Genomic DNA, 18,128 nt, shown 5'->3' with positions numbered 1-18,128 from the left:
CCCCCGGTTCACCGCCTAGGGTCGTGGCGTGAGCATCAACGAGACCCGTCTGACGGCGGGCGACACCGAGCTGACCATCGCCCAGGGCAACGGCTGCCGCATCGCCGGCCTGCGCATCGGCGGAACCGAGGTCCTGCGGCAGGGGGACCGTTACGGCTCCTTCCCGATGGTCCCCTGGTGCGGCCGCACCGACCGGGGCGCCTTCCTGAACGGCGCGACCCTGCATCAACTGCCGGTCAACGAACCGCCCCACGCCATCCACGGCACCGGCCGCGACGTCGCCTGGCGCACGGCCCACGCCGAGAAGAGCGAGGCCGCGTTCACCTACGACCTGGCCGACCCGTGGCCGTACCCGGGCCGTGTCACCCAGGCGTTCGCGCTGACCGAGGACTCCCTCACGGTGGCCATGGGCATCGAGACGTACGGCGACTCCTTCCCCGCCCAGGCCGGCTGGCACCCCTGGTTCCTGCGCAACCTCGGCGGCGGGCAGGACGTACAGATCGACTTCTCGCCCGCCTGGCAGGAGGAGCGCGGGGCCGACCACCTGCCGACCGGCAACCGGATCGCGCCCGCGTCCGGTCCATGGGACGACTGCTTCGGGATGCCGGACGGGGTCGACGTCACGCTCACCTGGCCGGGGCAGCTGGAGCTCAAGGTCGCTAGCCCGGCCGAATGGGTCGTCGTGTACGACGAGCAGGCCGAAGCGGTCTGCGTGGAGCCGCAGTCGGGACCGCCGAACGGCCTCAACACGGGGCCGCGGTACGTCACGCCGATCGAGCCCCTGGAGATCGCGACCACCTGGACCTGGCGCCGGCTCTGAGAGCACGCCCCTGCTGCCGTCTAAGCTCAGTGCATGACTGACGTACGTGGTGAGCTGCTCCAGCAGATCAAGGACAAGGCCGTGGTGTACGGCAAGGTGACCCTCTCCTCGGGGATCGAGGCCGACTACTACATCGACCTCCGCCGGATCACGCTGGACGGCAAGGCCGCACCGCTGGTCGGCCAGGTGATGCTGGACCTGGCCGCCGACCTCGACTACGACTGCGTCGGCGGCCTGACCCTGGGCGCCGACCCGGTAGCCACGTCGATGCTGCACGCCTCCGCCGTGCGCGGGCAGCGGCTGGACGCCTTCGTCGTACGCAAGGCGCAGAAGGCGCACGGGATGCAGCGTCGTATCGAGGGTGCCGACGTCAAGGGCCGCCGCTGCCTGGTCGTCGAGGACACCTCGACCACGGGCGGCTCCCCGCTGACCGCCGTCGAGGCGGTCCGCGAGGCCGGTGGCGAGGTCGTCGCGGTGGCGACGATCGTGGACCGGGGGGCCGCAGGGGCCATCGCGAACGCCGGCCTTACGTACCTGACCGGGTACGAGCTGGCCGACCTTGGGCTCTGACCTGCACGTTCTGTGAGGGGCGGGTTGAAGGGCGACTGAGGGGCGGGCTGTTTCACGTGAAACAGCCCGCCCCTCAGCCGTGCCCCCCGGACACTCCTGCTGGAGCCGGGACGAGAGTCTGGAAAGATGGGGGCGACGATGATGTCGCCCCCAGGTCAGGGCCCAGCACCACACACCCGCACATCACAAGGAGCGGACAGATGCCCATCGCAACCCCCGAGGTCTACAACGAGATGCTCGACCGGGCGAAGGCAGGCAAGTTCGCCTACCCGGCCATCAACGTGACCTCGACCCAGACCCTGCACGCGGCGCTGCGCGGATTCGCGGACGCCGAGAGCGACGGCATCATCCAGATCTCCACCGGCGGCGCCGAGTTCCTGGGCGGCCAGTACTCCAAGGACATGGTGACCGGCGCCGTCGCGCTGGCCGAGTTCGCGCACATCGTCGCCGCGAAGTACCCGGTGACCGTCGCGCTGCACACGGACCACTGCCCCAAGGACAAGCTGGACACGTACGTGCGTCCGCTGATCGACGTGTCCGCCGAGCGCGTCGCCAAGGGCCTGAACCCGCTCTTCCAGTCGCACATGTGGGACGGCTCCGCCGAGACCCTCGCCGACAACCTGGAGATCGGCCAGGAGCTGCTCGCCAAGGCCGCCGCCGCGAAGATCATCCTTGAGGTCGAGATCACGCCGACCGGTGGCGAGGAGGACGGCGTCACGCACGAGATCAACGACGAGCTCTACACCACGGTCGACGACGCGCTGCGCACCGCCGAGGCGCTCGGCCTGGGCGAGAAGGGCCGCTACCTGCTGGCCGCCTCCTTCGGCAACGTCCACGGTGTCTACAAGCCGGGCAACGTCGTGCTCCGCCCCGAGCTGCTGAAGGACCTCCAGGAGGGCGTCGCCGCGAAGCACGGCAAGGCGGCAGGCAGCCAGCCGTTCGACTTCGTCTTCCACGGCGGCTCCGGCTCCAGCGAGCAGGAGATCGCCACCGCGCTGGAGAACGGTGTCGTGAAGATGAACCTCGACACCGACACGCAGTACGCCTTCACGCGCCCCGTCGCGGACCACATGTTCCGCAACTACGACGGCGTCCTGAAGGTCGACGGCGAGGTCGGCTCGAAGAAGACGTACGACCCGCGCACCTGGGGCAAGCTCGCGGAGGCGTCGATGGCCAAGCGCGTCACGGAGGCGTGCGCGAACCTGCGCTCCACGGGCACCAAGATCAAGTAGGCGTCGCTTCGACTCCGTAGTTCCGGGCCCGGCTGGTTCTCCTGCCGGGCCCGGCTTCTTGTTTCCGTCCCCGCCCTGCGCGCCGCGCCGGGGGCGGGGATGATCCTGCGTATGGACATCAGGCTCGGTACGCGCACCGGGCGCTGGGTGGTGCTGACGACCGTCCTCGGATCCAGCATGGCGATGCTGGACTCCACCGTCGTCAACGTGGCCCTGCCCCGCATCGGTGAGGACCTGGACGCCGACCTGGCGGCCCTTCAGTGGACCGTCAACGCCTACATGCTCACCCTGGCCGGGCTGATCCTGCTCGGCGGTGCACTAGGTGACCGGTTCGGCCGGCGCAGGATCTTCGTGATCGGCATCGTGTGGTTCGCGGTGGCCTCCCTGCTGTGCGGGCTGGCCCCCGGCGCCGAGGTGCTGATCGCCGCTCGCGCCCTCCAGGGCGTCGGCGGGGCCCTCCTCACCCCCGGCTCTCTCGCGCTGATCCAGGCCTCCTTCCACCCCGACGACCGGGCCCGCGCGGTCGGCCTCTGGTCGGGGCTCGGCGGGGTCGGGGCGGCCATCGGGCCGTTCCTCGGCGGCTGGCTGGTGGACGGACCGGGCTGGCGCTGGGTGTTCCTGCTGAATGTGCCGCTGGCCGCGCTCTGCGTCCCGGTCGCGCTGCGGCACGTACCCGAATCGAAGGACCCGCGGGCGCACGGCGGCTTCGACGTCCTCGGCGCGGTGCTGGCGGCGCTCGCGCTCGGGCTGGTGACGTACGCGCTCATCGAGGCGCCGGGCCGGGCCGCGTCCCCCCTGGTGATCGGGTCGGCGGCGGCCGGCGCGGTGCTCGGGGCGCTGTTCCTGTACGTCGAGAAGCGGCGGGCCGACCCGATGATGCCGCTGTCGCTCTTCGCGTCCCGGCAGTTCACGTCCATCAACGTCGTGACGCTGTGCGTGTACGCCGCGTTCAGCGGCTTCTTCTTCCTCGCCGCGCTTCAGCTCCAGGTCGTCGTGGGCTACTCCGCCCTCCAGGCCGGTACGGCGCTGCTGCCCACCACCGTCCTGATGCTCTTCCTGTCCTCGAAGTCCGGCGCGCTGGCCCAGCGCATCGGGCCGCGTATCCCCCTGACCGTCGGGCCGCTGCTGTGCGCGGGCGGGATGCTGCTGATGCTGCGGGTGGGGGAGGGGGCGTCGTACGTCGCCGATGTGCTGCCCGCGATGCTCGTCATGGGGTCGGGCATGGTGACCCTGGTCGCGCCGCTCACCGCCACCGTGCTGGCGTCGGTGGAGACCGGCCGGGCGGGGCTGGCCAGCGGCGTCAACAACGCGGCGGCCCGCGCGGCCGGCCTGATCGCGGTGGCGGCGCTGCCGCTGCTGGCGGGCATGGGGCCGGAGGCGTACCGGTCGGCGGCGGAATTCGGTGGGACGTTCCGGCGGGCGATGCCGATGTGTGCGGGGGTGCTGGTGCTGGGGTCGGTGATCGCCTGGCTGACGGTGCGCAGCCCCCGGCCGGGCGGGTGCGTGCCGGAGGGGCGGGTCAACTGCCCGCTGTCGGCGCCGCCGCTGGAGGAGCCGGGGCGGGGGGACGCCGGGCGCGGGGACACGGGGCCGGGGGGCACGGTGCGCGAGGCGGGGCAGTAACGGCTTGGTGCGCGATAGGGGGCCGTAAGGCGGCGCCCCGCACCCCGTTGGTGCCGTCCGCGCCGCAGGCCAGGCAGACTGGAGCCCATGGCCATTCACCAAGATCTGCTCGGGGGACCGCCCCCGACCCACCTGCCCGACGACCCGGAGCCGCGCGAGCTGCTCGCCGCCGGTTCCGCGCCGTCCGAGGTGGCCGCGAAGTACCCCGCGTCCTCGCTCGCCTGGGCCCAGCTCGCCGACGAGGCGTTCGACGGCGGCCGCGTCGTCGAGTCGTACGCGTACGCCCGCACCGGCTACCACCGCGGCCTGGACGCCCTGCGCCGCGCCGGGTGGAAGGGCCACGGCCCCGTGCCGTGGGACCACGAGCCGAACCGCGGCTTCCTGCGCGCGCTGCACGGCCTCGCCCGCGCCGCGCAGTCCATCGGCGAGCAGGAGGAGTACGAGCGCTGCGCGTCCTTCCTGCGCGACTCATCCTCGGCGGCCGCCGACACTCTCGGCTGAGCACCGGCGGTGTGTACGGGAGGCCTGCGCCCGGCGCGGGCCTCCCCCCTGCCGGGCGGCGCACGGCCGTCCTATGATGCCGGGAGGGGACCGGGGCTCCACAGCCACAGGGAAGGGGCGGACCGCTACCTGGAAGCACGTGTCGAGGAGACAGCGATGTCGCAGCACCCCGATGCCCCCGGTGCAGTTTCGGAGACCCCGAACCTGGATTTCGCGGGCACCACGCCCTACGAGGACTACGTACAGGCGGACGTCCTCACCCACTTGCAGCACACCCTCTCCGACGATCCAGGAGAGATGGTCTTCCTGGTGACGACCCAGGTCATGGAGCTGTGGTTCACCGTCATCGTCCATGAGTGGGAGACCGCGGCGAAGGCGATCGGCGAAGACGACCTGCCCCGCGCCACGGACGCGCTGAAGCGCTCCCTGCGCGAGCTGGAGGCCCTGAACGCCTCCTGGCGGCCGCTCGCCCACCTCACGCCCGCGCAGTTCAACTCCTACCGCAGCGCGCTCGGCGAGGGTTCCGGTTTCCAGTCAGCGATGTACCGGCGGATGGAGTTCCTGCTCGGCGACAAGTCCGCGTCGATGCTCGTCCCGCACCGGGGTGCGCCCCGGGTGCACGCCGAGCTGGAGAAGGCGCTGCACGAGCCGAGCCTGTACGACGAGACGCTGCGGCTGCTCGCCCGGCGCGGCCTGCCGGTGCCGGCCGCGGTGCTGGACCGCGACCTGTCGCAGAAGTACGAGCCGTCCCCCGAGGTCGAGGCGGTCTGGACCGAGCTGTACCAGGGCGACCAGAACGCCGAACTGGTCCGCTTCGGTGAGCTGCTGACCGATGTGGGTGAGCTGGTGTGGCGCTGGCGCAACGACCATCTGGTCGCGACCAGGCGTGCCATGGGTTCCAAGGTCGGCACCGGCGGTTCCGCCGGGGTGGCCTGGCTGGAGAAGCGGGCGACCAAGAACGTCTTCCCCGAGCTGTGGACGGCGCGCAGCCATGTCTGATCTTCGGCGCAGGGCAGCCGCCCTGGACTCGGCCGACGTACTGGCCAAGCACCGTCAGCTGTTCGCGCTCGACGACTCGGTCGTCTACCTGGACGGGAACTCGCTCGGCGCCCTGCCCCGCCACGTGACGCAGCGGATGGCCGACGTCATCACCCGCGAGTGGGGCGAGCTGCGCATCCGCTCCTGGGAAGAGAGCGGCTGGTGGACGGCGCCCGAGCGCGTCGGGGAGCGGATCGCACCGCTCGTCGGCGCGGGCCGCGATCAGGTCATCGTGGGCGACTCGACGAGCGTCAACGTGTTCAAGGCGGTCGTGGGGGCGGCGCGCCTGGCGCCGGAGTTCCGCGACGAGATACTCGTCGACGCCTCGACGTTCCCCACCGACGGCTACATAGCCGAGTCCGCGGCCCGCATGACGGGCCGTCGGGTCGTGCCCGTCGCCCCTGCCGAGCTGCCGGACGCCCTCGGCCCGCGCACCGCCGCGGTCCTCGTCAACCACGTCGACTACCGCACCGGCCGCCGCCACGACCTGCCGGGTCTCACCGCCGCCGTCCACGCGGCGGGCGCCCTGGCCGTCTGGGACCTGTGCCACAGTGCGGGCGCGCTGCCGGTCGGCCTGGACGAGCACGGCGTCGACTTCGCGGTCGGCTGCACCTACAAGTACCTGAACGGCGGACCGGGTTCGCCTGCCTTTCTGTACGTCGCCGGGCGCCACCAGGCCGCCTTCGACTCCCCGCTGCCCGGCTGGACCTCGCACGCGGACCCGTTCGGCATGACACCGGCCTACACCCCGGCGGAGGGCGCCGTACGCGGCCGGGTCGGCACCCCGGACATCCTTTCGATGCTGGCGCTGGAGGCCGCGCTCGACGTGTGGGACGGGGTCGCCGTCGAGGACGTACGCGAGAAGTCACTCGCGCTGACGGACTTCTTCCTGGAGTGCGTGGCGGCGTACGTGCCCCGAGGGCGGGTTGCGTCGGTGACACCCGCCGCCCACGCGGAGCGCGGCAGCCAGGTCTCGCTGCGCTGCGCGGACGGTACCGACGCCGGTGAGGTCATGCGGGAGCTGACCGCGCGCGGGGTGGTGGGCGACTTCCGCCGCCCGGACGTCCTGCGGTTCGGCTTCACCCCGCTGTACGTGGGCTTCGCGGACACGGAGAAGGCGGCGCGGGTGCTGGGCGACATCCTGGTGTCGACACCGGGAGAAGCGCAGGTCTGAAGGCTGGTAGCGTCCCGCTTCTAGATCAATTGGCTGTATGCACCGAAGGGTTGGTCCCCGCATGCCGGACCCCTCAGCCGAACGGGACGCCGCCGAGGCCGACTCGGCCTTCTCGCACGCGGCCGTCGCGCCCGACGTGACGGCCGCGTACGGCGAACACCCCGACCAGGTCGTCGACTTCTACGCGCCGCGCGACGGCCGGGACCGGGCTCCGCTGGTCGTGCTGCTGCACGGCGGTGCGTGGCGGGCCGCGTACGACCGTGCGCACGTTTCGCCGTTCGCGGACTTCCTGGCCCGCCGGGGCTTCGCGGTGGCGAGCGTCGAGTACCGGCGGGGCGGCGGGCTGCCGCGGCAACGTGGGGGCGGGCCGGTCGCTGGGCGCTGGCCGGAGACGTTCGACGACGTGGCCACGGCGATGGACCTGCTGCCCGCGCTCGTACGGGAGGCGCTGCCCGGGGCTGACTTCCGTCGTGTCGTCGTCACGGGCCACTCGGCCGGCGGCCACCTCGCACTGTGGGCGGCCGCCCGGCACGTCCTGACGCCGGACTCGCCGTGGCACCTGCCGGCGGCGCCGGCGCTGCGCGGTGTCGTGGCGCTGGCGCCGATCGCGGATTTCGCCGTCGCGGCCGAGCTGGAGGTGTGCTCGGGCGCCGCCGTCCAGCTGCTGGGCGGCAAGGAGCACTTCGACGAGCGCCGCCCCCACGCCGATCCGGCCTCGCTGCTGCCGACCGGCATCGCCACGGTCGTCGTGCAGGGCCGCACCGACATCGTCGTACCGCAGGCGGTGGCGGAGGCCTACATCGAAGCGGCCGCGAAGGCGGGGGAGACGGTCGGTCTGACGCTGCTGGAGGACGTCGGGCACTTCCCGCTCATCGACCCGGCGGCGGACGCGTGCGCGGTGGTGGCCGAGGAGATCGAGCAGCTCGCGTACTGAGCCGGCGGACCTGGAGAACCGGCTCCGATTGCGGGTTGCGGACAGAAGCTGTCCGCAAGGGTTCCTAACGTGGTGGCATCGAGCCGAGCCAAGGAGCCCGTAATGACGATTCTCGTAACCGGAGCGACGGGCACAGTGGGCCGTCAGGTGGTCGCCGAACTGATCCGCAGGGGCGAGCGGGTGCGGGCGCTGACCCGCGACCCGGCGAAGGCGGACTTCCCGGCGGGCGTCGAGACCGTACGCGGTGACCTGAGTGACCCCGCGACGCTGGTGCCCGCGCTGGAGGGCGTCACGGGCCTGCACCTGATCACCTTCGGGGGAGAGTACTTCGCGCCGCTGACCACCGGCCCCGAGATCGTCGAGCTGGCGGCGAAGGCGGGCGTACGGCGCGTCACCGTCCTCAACGGCGGCGGACCGACGCCCCTCCAGGACGCGGTGGAGGCCGGGCAGACGGACTGGACGGTGGTGGAGCCTGTCGAGTTCATGGCCAACGCGCTGGGCTGGGCGGACGGGGTCCGGACCGGCGACGGGGTGCGGGAGCCGTTCGTCGACCGGGTCAGCGCGATGGTCCACGAGGGCGACATCGGTGCGGTCGCCGCGGTGGCGCTCACCGAGGCGGGACATGGCGGACGTACGTACACGATCACTGGACCCGAGACGCTGACGGTGCGCGACAAGATGCGGATCCTGGCGGAGGCGAGCGGCCGGGAGATCGGGCTGACCGAGCTGACCGGGGAGCAGGCGGCCGAGCAGTGGCAGCAGGCGGGGATGCCCGCGGACACCATCGGCTTCCTGCTGGACGTGTACGAGAACACTCCGCGGGAGGGCCGGACCGTGCTGGACACGGTCGAGAGGGTCACGGGACGCCCGGCCCGCACCTTCACCGAGTGGGCGGCGGAGCACGCGGACGCGTTCCGGGCGGCGTAGCGGGCCGTACGCGGTACCGCGCTGTAGCGGTCCGTACGTAGTCCCTGGGACGGACGCGGCGGGATCCCCACGGGGGCGGACGACGGGGGCCGCCGCGCCGCCTACCGTCATACGGGTGACCGACACCGAGAACCGCAGCCCCGAGCTCCACCTGGCGATGGGGGCGCTGAGCGGCCTGCGCAAGGACCTGATCGAGGGACTGCTGACGTACCGGCCGTTGCCGCCGATAGGGACGGACGGGCCGCTCTTGCGGCGGCTGCCGGCCCGTTTCAGGGAGTACGGGGGCTGGGCGCCGCATGCCGTGGTGCTCGGCCTGGCGCTGTTCACCGTGTTCGTGGCGGTCACGGTGGGATCGGCGGGCTACCTCTCGGGTTTCCGGATGCTGCTGATCGGACTGGTGTCGGCGGTTCCGGTGGCGCTGACCCTGGTCCGCCCGGTCCTGGCGTGGTGGCTGTCGCTGGTCGCCACCCTGCTGTCGGCCGGCCTGGCGGACGGCTCCGCCACCTTCCCCTGGACGGAGAGTGCCTTCGTCGGCCACCTCGCTGTGCTGGTCGTGGTGGCGGCCAGGACCAGGCCCCGGACGGCGGGCTGGATGTGGGCGGTGACGTTGGCTTTCGGCCTCATGATGTCGTCCGGCACCTATGACCGGACGGACGACACCGGCGCGATGGCCTTGCTCTCGCTCCTCGCGCTGCTCGTGGTGAGCATGCTGCACATCCGCTCGCAGGCGAAGGAGGAGGTCACCGTCCAGCGGACCGTCACCGCCGCCGAGCGCGACCGCCGCACGCTCCTGGAGGAGCGCACGACGATCGCCCGCGAGCTGCACGACGTCGTCGCGCACCACATGTCGGTCGTCGCCATCCAGGCGGAGGCCGCGCCCTACCGGGTGGAGAACCCGCCGCCCGAGCTGGAGCAGGCCTTCGCCACGATCCGTGAGAACGCGGTGGCGGCACTGACCGAGCTGCGGCGCGTACTGGGCGTCGTACGGGCGGAGGACTACGAGGCTCCGGACGCCCCGCAGCCCACGCTGGCCGAGCTCGACGGGCTGCTGGAGAACGTACGGGAGGCCGGCCTGACGGTGTACGAGACCGTCACGGGATCGGTGCGGGAGCTGCCGCAGGGTGTCGAGCTGTCGGCGTACCGGATCATCCAGGAGGCGCTGAGCAACGCGCTGCGCCACGCGCCGGGCTCGACGGCGAAGGTGGAGGTGGCGTACGTACTCGGCGGCCTCGGCCTGCGGATCGTCAACTCCGCGCCCCGCGGCCCGGTCAAGCCGTCGCCCGGGGCGGGCCACGGCCTCACGGGGATGCGGGAGCGGGTGTCGATGCTGAACGGCGAGATGACGGTGCAGACGACGGAGGACGGCGGCTACGAGGTGGCGGCGTTCATCCCGGTGACGCCGACCGCGCCGACCGCGCCCGTGGTCGCTCCGGAGCCGGCCGCATGAGCATCCGGGTACTGATCGTCGACGACCAGATCATGGTCCGCGAGGGCTTCACCGTCCTCCTCAACGCGATGCCGGAGATCGAGGTCGTCGGCGAGGCGGTGAATGGCCGCGAGGCGATCGCGCAGGTGGCGGCGCTGCGGCCGGACGTCGTACTGATGGACATCCGCATGCCGGAACTGAACGGCATCGACGCGACCCGCGAGATCGTCGCGGCCGACGCGGACGCGAAGGTGCTGGTCCTGACGACGTTCGACCTCGACGAATACGTCTACCAGGCGTTGCGGGCGGGCGCCTCCGGCTTCCTCCTGAAGGACGCCTCGGCCCGCCAACTGGCGGACGGCGTACGGGTGGTGGCAGGCGGTGAGGCGTTGCTGGCCCCGACGGTCACCAAGCGCCTGATCTCGGAGTTCTCCAAGCTCGCGGAGACCCCGCGCCCGCCGGCGCTCGCGCAGATCGGCGACCTGACGGAGCGCGAGACAGAGGTCCTGGTCCTGATCGCCCAGGGCCTGTCGAACGCGGAGATCGCGGCGCACCTGGTGGTGGCCGAGTCCACGATCAAGACACACGTGAGCCGCATCCTGGTGAAGCTCGGCCTGCGCGATCGGACGCAGGCAGCGGTCTTCGCGTACGAGGCGCGACTGGTGACGCCGGGGTAAGGGGTCACTCACACGGGTGGCCAGGCAGCAAAGCCGCCCTGGACGAGCCGGGGTCCCGTCACACCGGCCTCGGCCCGGAAGGGGGCGCATCATGACGGTTATGGCAGAACGCACGTCTCACGTGACGGCGGAAGAATTCGAGAAGATCGCACAATTCGCCGCTGCCGAGTCCGATGCCGTCAGGTTCGAATTCATCGGCGGGCGGATCGGGGACGAGGGCGTGACGGACGGGGCCCACGGGGCGATCACCATGTGGCTGGTGCGCCTGTGCATGCAGGCACGACCGGATCTGGATCTCAACCCCACCCAGGGACTCAAGGTGGAGGCCTATCGCAAGGGCCGCGCCCGTCCGGACGGGGTGCTGGCGCCCGTCGACCACTTTGACGGACAGGCCGACTGGGGTGATCCCCAGGGCGTGCTCATGACGGTCGAGATCACCTCGTACGACTCCGCCACGGACCGGCGTGATCGACAGGAGAAGCCACCCGCCTATGCCGCTGCGGGAATCCCGGTTCATCTGCTCATCGACCGTGATGCCTGACCGTCACCGTATTCAGCGAGCCCGACCCGGACGCCGGGGAATATCGCGACCACCACACGGTGAGGTTCCGGGCAACGGTTGCTCTCCCAAGTCCCGTCGGCATCGAACTCGACACGGAGCGGCTGATGAAGTACGTCCGCTAGCGTCTGCGCATGGCTGAGATGTTCGATCCCTGGTCGCCCTCCTTCGTCGCCGATCCCTACCCCGCCTTCGCCGAACTGCGCGGCCGGGGCAGGGCCCACTGGTACGAGCCGTCGGGGCAGTGGCTGATACCGCATCACGCCGATGTTTCGGCTCTCCTCCGTGACCGCCGGCTGGGGCGTACGTACCTTCATCGCTTCACGCACGAGGAGTTCGGGCGTACGCCGCCGCCGCCGGGGCGCGAGCCGTTCCACGTCCTCAACGACCACGGGATGCTCGACCTCGAAGCCCCCGATCACACGAGAATCCGGCGCCTGGTCTCGAAGGCGTTCACCCCGCGCACCGTGGAACAGCTCGCGCCCGTGGTGCGGCGGCTGGCGGCGGAGCTGGTCGGGGCGTTCGTCGCGGAGGGCGGCGGGGATCTGCTGGCCGCCGTCGCCGAACCGCTTCCCGTCGCCGTCATCGCGGAGATGCTGGGCATCCCGGAGTCGGACCGGGCGCTGCTCCGTCCCTGGTCGGCGGCCATCTGCGGGATGTACGAGCTGAACCCGTCCGCTGAGACGGCGGAGCGGGCGGTGCGGGCGTCGGTGGAATTCTCCGCGTACCTGCGGGAGCTGATCTCCGTACGCCGCAAGGACCCGGCCGGGGACCTGATCTCGGCGCTCATCGCGGCGCACGACGAGGGAGACCGGCTCAGCGAGCAGGAAATGATCTCCACATGCGTGCTGCTGCTGAACGCCGGGCACGAGGCCACGGTCAACACGACGGCCAACGGGTGGTGGACGCTGTTCCGGCACCCGGAGCAGCTCGCCGCCCTGCGGGCGGATCTCGGGCTGCTGCCCACGGCGATCGAGGAGCTGATGCGCTACGACACGCCGCTCCAGCTTTTCGAGCGGTGGGTGCTGGACGACATCGAGGTCGGGCGCGAGGTGATTCCCCGGGGCTCCGAGGTGGCGCTGCTCTTCGGGTCGGCGAACCGGGACCCGGCGGCGTTCGCCCACCCCGACACCCTCGATCTGACCCGCCGCGACAACCCCCACGTCTCGCTGGGCGCGGGCATCCACTACTGCCTGGGCGCCCCCCTGGCCCGCCTTGAACTGGGGGCGTCGTTCGGGGAGCTGCTGCGGCGGGGGGCGGGGATGCGGTTGGTGGCGGAGCCGGTGTGGAAGCCGGGGTTCGTCATCCGTGGCCTGACGGAGCTCCACGTCGAGCTCTGACCGCCCTGCGGGCGCCCACCTGCGTCACGCCGGCAGGGTCAGCGACCACGCCCCCGGCCGCACCGTCCACGTCCGCGTCCTGACCGGCCCCGCCACCAGCGCGTCCGCCCGGTAACGGAAGTCGGGCCCCGACACCGTGACCGCCTGCGCGGCCACCCGCACGTGTTCGCCGTCCCGCGGCCGGATCACCACCTCGGCGCGCCCGCCCCGCGAGGACAGCGACACGTCCTCGACCGGCCGGTCCAAGTCGTTCAGCAGGACCCCGTCCGCCTCGACGCGCAGCCGGTACGTACGCACCTGTGCCGACGCGAGCTGCGGCGCGGGCCGCACCAGGGTGCGTACCAGCGAACGGCACGTGCCCCACATGGACGTCGTCGCTTGCGCCGGGTGCGTCGTCGCCGGGATCCGCAGATCCCCCAGCACCACCCCGTCGCTCTCGTCGACCAGCAGGTCGAGCCGCCGCACCACGCCCTCCAACACCGCGCGGGCCGCGGCGACCGCCCCCGAAGGCACCCCCAGCGCATGCGCGAGGTCCACGCACGCCCCCACCGGAACCAGCGCCAGCGCGCCGCTGCCCAGCTCCCTCTCCCGGTGCAGCAGCGCCACCGCCCGCAGCAGCGCCCGGTCGTCCCCGACGACCACCGGGCGGCGGTTGCCCCGCCGGGAGAGGGCCCGCGCGAACTCCTCGGGGCCCTCCGGCAGGCAGATTTTCACGTTGGCCGCGGCGCACAGAACGTCCTTCGCGATACGCACGGACTCGCCGTCCGTACGCCGGGCGACTGGGTCGATGACCACCAGCAGCGGATGCGCGGTGTTCGCGGTGGGCACCGGAGCCGACACCTCGGTCCTTCCTCGGGTAGCATCTTTGTGCAAGAGCCCCTTGCGCTATTGCGCCAGGGGCTTCGTCTATTCCGGGGCAACCGGTCCGAAGGATCAGTATCAGGTGTACGCCGCGCGTACGCCCCCTGACCTTGGGCATGCCCCGCCCGGAAGGGGTGTACGCCTGTGCCCGCACTTGTGCTGCTCGGTGCTCAGTGGGGTGACGAAGGCAAGGGAAAGGCCACCGACCTGCTCGGTGGATCCGTGGACTATGTAGTGCGCTATCAGGGCGGCAACAACGCCGGCCACACGGTCGTCGTAGGCGACCAGAAGTACGCGCTGCATCTCCTCCCTTCCGGGATCCTCACGCCGGAGTGCACGCCGGTCATCGGTAACGGCGTCGTCATCGACCCTGCGGTCCTGCTCTCCGAGCTGAGCGGTTTGAACGAGCGCGGCGTCGACACGTCCAAGCTCCTGATCAGCGGTAACGCGCACGTCATCACGACGTACAACGTCACGGTCGACAAGGTGACGGAACGCTTCCTCGGCAAGCGGAAGATCGGCACCACGGGCCGCGGAATCGGTCCGACGTACGCGGACAAGATCAACCGCACCGGCATCCGCGTGCAGGACCTCTACGACGAGTCGATCCTGACCCAAAAGGTCGAGGCGGCTCTTGAGATCAAGAACCAGCTGCTCACGAAGCTGTACAACCGCCGCGCGATCGAGGCCGGCCAGATCGTCGAAGAGCTGCTGGCGCACGGCGAGAACATCAAGCAGTACGTCGCCGACACGACGCTGATCCTCAACAACGCGCTCGACGACGACAAGGTCGTCCTCTTCGAGGGCGGCCAGGGCACGCTGCTCGACGTCGACCACGGCACGTACCCCTTCGTGACGTCGTCGAACCCGACCGCGGGCGGCGCCTGCACGGGTACGGGCGTGGGCCCGACGAAGATCAGCCGGGTCATCGGCATCCTCAAGGCCTACACGACGCGAGTGGGCGCGGGTCCGTTCCCGACGGAGCTGTTCGACGAGGACGGCGAGGCGCTGCGCCGCATCGGTGGCGAGCGCGGTGTCACCACCGGCCGTGACCGTCGCTGCGGCTGGTTCGACGCCCCGATCGCGCGGTACGCGACCAGGGTCAACGGCCTCACGGACTTCTTCCTCACGAAGCTGGACGTGCTGACCGGCTGGGAGCAGATCCCGGTGTGCGTGGCTTACGAGATCGACGGCAAGCGCGTCGAGGAACTCCCGTACAGCCAGACCGACTTCCACCACGCGAAGCCGATCTACGAGAACCTGCCGGGCTGGTCCGAGGACATCACCGGGGCGAAGACCTTCGACGACCTGCCGAAGAACGCCAAGGCCTACGTGAAGGCGCTGGAGGAGATGTCGGGCGCGCCGATCTCGGCGATCGGTGTCGGCCCCGGCCGCACCGAGACGATCGAGATCAACTCGTTCATCTAGCGGTACGCACGTGAGGGGGCCGTGGCGCGAGATCGCGCCACGGCCCCCTCACGTCTCGTCAGCCTCTCGCGTCAGCCCTCTTCGGGTTCCCGGAATCCGGTGGTGCCAGGGCGCAGTCGAACGGCGCGGGGATGTGGATCTCCTCACCGAACGGCACCGTGAGGTGGGATTCGTACCGTTCCTGAAGACTGAGCCGGAGTGAGTCCTGCTGCCAGAACCCGTGCTCGGCCGAACGCCCCGAACGGTGTTGGGCGTTCTGGTCCACCGCGTTCTCGTCGCGTCCCGGCGGCACGGATCGTGTCCGTGGTCCGTTGACGCGCGGGCGGTTTCCCTTACGCCCTGGGGTGCCCGGTCCGGCCTGGACGGTCCGATGCCCCGCACGATCGCTCTGGTCGTGCGGGGGCGGTGCCGTCCGTCGCCGGATCGGGTGCCCCAGGGCGCGCCTTCCGATGGCGATGCTTGCGCCGTTGTGGCGGGTCATCGCGCGTTTGCTGCTGGTCAGGGGTTTGGCCCAGTGCTGGGCGCCCCACTTGGAGGTGTAGGCGGCGTCGACGGCGACCAGGGCGAGGCCGTGTTCGGCGGCCATGTTCACCAGCCGGGCCTTCAGCTTCCCGGTGGGGATGCCGTGTGTCGAGCACCAGATAGATGGGCACGCCCGCCTTCCCGTAGCGCTCGACCTTGTCGGTCATCGTCCCGTGTCGAGGGGGAGGTCAGTTCTGCGACGAGGGAGAGGCCGTCGCCGTCCAGACGGTTGCTCGTCGACTGGAAGGTCTGGCCATGGGCCGCGTGAATGTCGGGGCCGTACGCCCGCTGGACACCGGGGAACGCGTAGAGCGCGGGAGCCTGGCTGATTCGGTGCCCCTCGGGCAGATGTGGGCGCAACTGATCGCAGATCAGGTCCATCACAAGGATGTAGTACGCCTTCGACCACGGTGACACGACGATGTTCCCCCGGATGATCTCGGCGTTGAAGCCGTCGGGCACGTTCAGCTCATCAAGGCCCTTGCACAGGTCCTCGAAGCGGGGGGATCAGTGCCTCTTATCGTCGGTCGCTCAAGCATCACTGTCATGATGCGCCTCCCTCGGGGTGCGGGCCCGTCGATACTCAGCGTGATTGTGCGCGTACGGCACTTCGGGCCTGCTTTCCTGATTTCGCCCGGAACGCGCTCCCGCTTCAGCCGGACTTGGTGTACGTGAGGGACTCCCCGGTGTCGCTGCTGACGCGGCGGAGCCGGCCGTCGGGGAGCAGGGTCACCTCGGTGGCGGCGCCGGGTGTGCACGAGCTCATCGGCCGGCCCTCGCTGACCCGCGACGGGCCTATGCTCAGCGGGCCGCCGCCGGCCGGGGCGCCGGACAGCTCCGCCTGGAAGACGCAGTGGTACGTGCCGCCGCCCGTCGTCGGCCCGTCCGCGGTGAGGGACAGCACGGTGTCGCCGGCCTCGCCCTGCCGGATGACGAGCCGGCGCGTGCTGTGTCCCTCGGCGGTGCTGAGGCTGCCGGACCAGGTGCCCAGGAAGTCCTCGGGTACCGATCCGTCCACGGCGACGGGGGAGGGGCCGGGGGAGGACGTGTCCTCCTCGTCGGCCGCCGGCGAGGTCTCGCCGTTGCTGCCGTCGGCCCCGCCCTTGCCCCCGTCGTCGGATCGGTCGTCGGATCGGTTGTCGGCGTGGTTGTCGGCGTGGCCCTTCGCGTCGCCGGAGTCCATGAACGCGTACACCGAGCCGCCCGCGCCCAGTGCGACCACCAGCGCCACAGCGATCAGTGCGGCGGTCGAACGCCCGCTGCGGGGCGGCGGTTCGGGGGCCGGGGGGATGTAGCCGTAGTGCGGGGCGGGGTAGCCGTACCCCCCAGGCGGGGTGTGGGCGCCCGGGGCCGCGGGCCGCGGGTGGTGCGGGTAGGGCTGGGGCTGGGCGTATGCGGGAGGCAGCTGCGCCGGCCGAGTCGGCCCGAGCGCGCCGCCGGGACCGCCACCGCCGCCGGGAGGGGCCGGCGGAACGACCAGAGTGTCGGTGGCCGCGGAGGCGTCGCCCGCCGGGGACGGGTTCTCTGCCTCCAGCAGTTGCACCGCGTGGCGGCCGAGTTCGGCCACCAGGGCGCCCGGCAGCCAGGGTTCGCCGCTCTGTCCGTCGCCGCCGCGGGTGCGTTCCAGTACCTCGGCGGGGGTGGGGCGGGCCGCCGGGTCCTTGTGCAGGCAGGACCGGATCAGGTCCTGGAGCCCCTCCGGGACCTCGTCCAGCGCCGGCGGCTCCGTGGCTATCCGGTACATCAGTGCGTGGACCCCGCTGTCGGCCGAGCCGAACGGCAGCAGCCCGGTCGCCGCGTACGCCAGCACCGAGCCCAGGCAGAAGACGTCGCACGCCGGTGTGATCCGCTCACCGCGCACCTGCTCGGGCGCCATGAAGCCGGGGGAGCCGACCAGGGCGCCGGTCCGGGTCAGGCCGCCGTCGGTGACCGTCTCCAGCGCCCGCGCGATGCCGAAGTCGATGACGCGCGGGCCGTCGATGGTGATCAGGACGTTGGACGGCTTCAGATCGCGGTGGACGAGCCCCGCCGCGTGGATGTCCTGCAGCGCGTGCGCGAGGCCGGTCCCCAGGATGTGGACGGAGCGCTCCGGCAGCGCCCCGCTGCCCGAGACGACCGAGTGCAGCGTCGGCCCGGCGACGTACCCCGTCGCGACCCACGGAACGGCCGCCTCCGTGTCCGCGTCCAGAACCGGCGCCGTCCACCGCCCGCCGACCTGTCTCGCCGCGGCCACCTCCTGCCGGAAGCGGCCCCGGAACTCCTCCTGCTCGGCGAGCTCCTGACGCACCAGCTTCACGGCCACCGTGCGTCCGCGACCCGACCGGGCCAGATAGACCTGCCCCATCCCGCCCGCGCCGAGCCGCGCCAACAGCCGGTATGCCCCGATCTGTTGCGGATCGGCCGGTCCCAACTTCTCCATGGCAGCGTCACCCTCCCCCGAAACGTCCCTCGGCGACCGAGGATAGTGGGCCGGTACGACAACGACGGGGTCCGGTG

At 71.5% G+C, this 18,128-nt stretch carries 16 protein-coding genes and 2 pseudogenes; 14 read left to right on the top strand and 4 right to left on the bottom strand.

The features are described 5' to 3' along the window. The first annotated feature begins 28 nt into the window (after positions 1–28). The 13 genes and pseudogenes from ACU6WZ_RS12795 to ACU6WZ_RS12735 all read left to right on the top strand — a co-directional run bounded on the left by ACU6WZ_RS12795 (position 29) and on the right by ACU6WZ_RS12735 (position 12,821). Complete coding sequence (locus ACU6WZ_RS12795) at positions 29–820, top strand: aldose epimerase family protein (protein WP_447033450.1); 792 nt, start codon at positions 29–31, stop codon at positions 818–820. A gap of 33 nt (positions 821–853) precedes the next feature. After that, entirely contained in the window at positions 854–1,390 is a 537-nt protein-coding gene (gene pyrE, locus ACU6WZ_RS12790) for an orotate phosphoribosyltransferase (protein ID WP_447033448.1), read from the top strand. Positions 1,391–1,590: 200 nt separating this feature from the next. After that, a complete protein-coding gene (fbaA, locus tag ACU6WZ_RS12785) occupies positions 1,591–2,622 on the top strand; it encodes a class II fructose-bisphosphate aldolase (protein WP_447033447.1) in 1,032 nt (343 codons plus the stop codon). A 111-nt stretch (positions 2,623–2,733) separates the two neighbouring features. Further along, positions 2,734–4,245, top strand: a complete 1,512-nt coding sequence (locus tag ACU6WZ_RS12780; RefSeq protein ID WP_447033445.1) for an MFS transporter — start codon at positions 2,734–2,736, stop codon at positions 4,243–4,245. 87 nt (positions 4,246–4,332) lie between these two features. Next, the gene (locus tag ACU6WZ_RS12775) at positions 4,333–4,746 is read left to right on the top strand and encodes a DUF3151 domain-containing protein (protein WP_447033444.1); all 414 of its coding nucleotides are present in this window, start codon (positions 4,333–4,335) and stop codon (positions 4,744–4,746) included. A gap of 156 nt (positions 4,747–4,902) precedes the next feature. After that, positions 4,903–5,745: a tryptophan 2,3-dioxygenase family protein gene (locus ACU6WZ_RS12770; RefSeq protein ID WP_447033442.1), complete on the top strand. Its 843-nt coding sequence runs from the start codon at positions 4,903–4,905 to the stop codon at positions 5,743–5,745. Then, positions 5,738–6,958 (top strand): kynureninase, encoded by a 1,221-nt coding sequence (kynU, locus tag ACU6WZ_RS12765; protein WP_447033441.1) that lies wholly within the window; start codon positions 5,738–5,740, stop codon positions 6,956–6,958. The genes ACU6WZ_RS12770 and kynU overlap by 8 nt, the downstream gene beginning before the upstream one ends. Positions 6,959–7,019: 61 nt before the next feature. After that, complete coding sequence (locus tag ACU6WZ_RS12760; RefSeq protein WP_447033440.1) at positions 7,020–7,892, top strand: alpha/beta hydrolase; 873 nt, start codon at positions 7,020–7,022, stop codon at positions 7,890–7,892. A 102-nt stretch (positions 7,893–7,994) separates the two neighbouring features. After that, positions 7,995–8,819: an NmrA family NAD(P)-binding protein gene (locus ACU6WZ_RS12755; RefSeq protein ID WP_447033438.1), complete on the top strand. Its 825-nt coding sequence runs from the start codon at positions 7,995–7,997 to the stop codon at positions 8,817–8,819. 109 nt (positions 8,820–8,928) lie between these two features. Beyond that, positions 8,929–10,266 carry a sensor histidine kinase gene (locus ACU6WZ_RS12750; protein WP_447034010.1) on the top strand — a complete coding sequence of 446 codons (1,338 nt, stop codon included), beginning with the start codon at positions 8,929–8,931 and terminating at the stop codon, positions 10,264–10,266. Continuing rightward, a complete protein-coding gene (locus tag ACU6WZ_RS12745) occupies positions 10,263–10,922 on the top strand; it encodes a response regulator (RefSeq protein ID WP_447033436.1) in 660 nt (219 codons plus the stop codon). Before ACU6WZ_RS12750 ends, ACU6WZ_RS12745 begins: the two co-directional genes overlap by 4 nt. A 91-nt stretch (positions 10,923–11,013) precedes the next feature. After that, a pseudogene (locus ACU6WZ_RS12740) lies at positions 11,014–11,606 on the top strand (Uma2 family endonuclease). Between the two features lie 9 nt (positions 11,607–11,615). Then, entirely contained in the window at positions 11,616–12,821 is a 1,206-nt protein-coding gene (locus tag ACU6WZ_RS12735) for a cytochrome P450 (protein WP_447033434.1), read from the top strand. Positions 12,822–12,845: 24 nt separating this feature from the next. Here the strand turns inward: ACU6WZ_RS12735 and ACU6WZ_RS12730 are convergent, their stop codons facing one another. Further along, positions 12,846–13,661, bottom strand: a complete 816-nt coding sequence (locus ACU6WZ_RS12730) for a diacylglycerol kinase catalytic domain-containing protein (protein WP_447033433.1) — start codon at positions 13,659–13,661, stop codon at positions 12,846–12,848. A gap of 165 nt (positions 13,662–13,826) precedes the next feature. Between ACU6WZ_RS12730 and ACU6WZ_RS12725 the strand changes: the two genes are divergently transcribed. After that, complete coding sequence (locus ACU6WZ_RS12725; RefSeq protein ID WP_447033432.1) at positions 13,827–15,110, top strand: adenylosuccinate synthase; 1,284 nt, start codon at positions 13,827–13,829, stop codon at positions 15,108–15,110. A 184-nt stretch (positions 15,111–15,294) separates the two neighbouring features. On the opposite strand, the pseudogene ACU6WZ_RS12720 reads toward ACU6WZ_RS12725, so the two are convergent. From ACU6WZ_RS12720 to ACU6WZ_RS12710, 3 genes and pseudogenes are all read right to left on the bottom strand, one after another. Continuing rightward, positions 15,295–15,735, bottom strand: a pseudogene (locus ACU6WZ_RS12720) (IS200/IS605 family accessory protein TnpB-related protein); the annotation flags it as partial. Beyond that, positions 15,714–16,094, bottom strand: a complete 381-nt coding sequence (locus tag ACU6WZ_RS12715; protein WP_447033431.1) for a hypothetical protein — start codon at positions 16,092–16,094, stop codon at positions 15,714–15,716. The pseudogene ACU6WZ_RS12720 and the gene ACU6WZ_RS12715, both read right to left, overlap by 22 nt. 190 nt (positions 16,095–16,284) lie before the next feature. Next, entirely contained in the window at positions 16,285–18,051 is a 1,767-nt protein-coding gene (locus ACU6WZ_RS12710) for a serine/threonine-protein kinase (RefSeq protein WP_447033430.1), read from the bottom strand. Positions 18,052–18,128: the final 77 nt, after the last annotated feature.

It is taken from the genome of Streptomyces hypolithicus (assembly GCF_052934925.1).
Note: the sequence above shows the minus strand (reverse complement) of the source record. Positions and strands in the feature narration are given on the sequence as shown.

Bases quoted from the DNA above. Each gene is read 5' to 3' on its own strand.
- pyrE (WP_447033448.1), top strand. From the start codon at position 854: ATGACTGACGTACGTGGTGAGCTGCTCCAGCAGATCAAGGACAAGGCC.
- fbaA (WP_447033447.1), top strand. From the start codon at position 1,591: ATGCCCATCGCAACCCCCGAGGTCTACAACGAGATGCTCGACCGGGCG.
- ACU6WZ_RS12780 (WP_447033445.1), top strand. From the start codon at position 2,734: ATGGACATCAGGCTCGGTACGCGCACCGGGCGCTGGGTGGTGCTGACG.
- ACU6WZ_RS12775 (WP_447033444.1), top strand. From the start codon at position 4,333: ATGGCCATTCACCAAGATCTGCTCGGGGGACCGCCCCCGACCCACCTG.
- ACU6WZ_RS12770 (WP_447033442.1), top strand. From the start codon at position 4,903: ATGTCGCAGCACCCCGATGCCCCCGGTGCAGTTTCGGAGACCCCGAAC.
- kynU (WP_447033441.1), top strand. From the start codon at position 5,738: ATGTCTGATCTTCGGCGCAGGGCAGCCGCCCTGGACTCGGCCGACGTA.
- ACU6WZ_RS12760 (WP_447033440.1), top strand. From the start codon at position 7,020: ATGCCGGACCCCTCAGCCGAACGGGACGCCGCCGAGGCCGACTCGGCC.
- ACU6WZ_RS12755 (WP_447033438.1), top strand. From the start codon at position 7,995: ATGACGATTCTCGTAACCGGAGCGACGGGCACAGTGGGCCGTCAGGTG.
- ACU6WZ_RS12745 (WP_447033436.1), top strand. From the start codon at position 10,263: ATGAGCATCCGGGTACTGATCGTCGACGACCAGATCATGGTCCGCGAG.
- ACU6WZ_RS12735 (WP_447033434.1), top strand. From the start codon at position 11,616: ATGGCTGAGATGTTCGATCCCTGGTCGCCCTCCTTCGTCGCCGATCCC.
- ACU6WZ_RS12710 (WP_447033430.1), bottom strand. From the start codon at position 18,051: ATGGAGAAGTTGGGACCGGCCGATCCGCAACAGATCGGGGCATACCGG.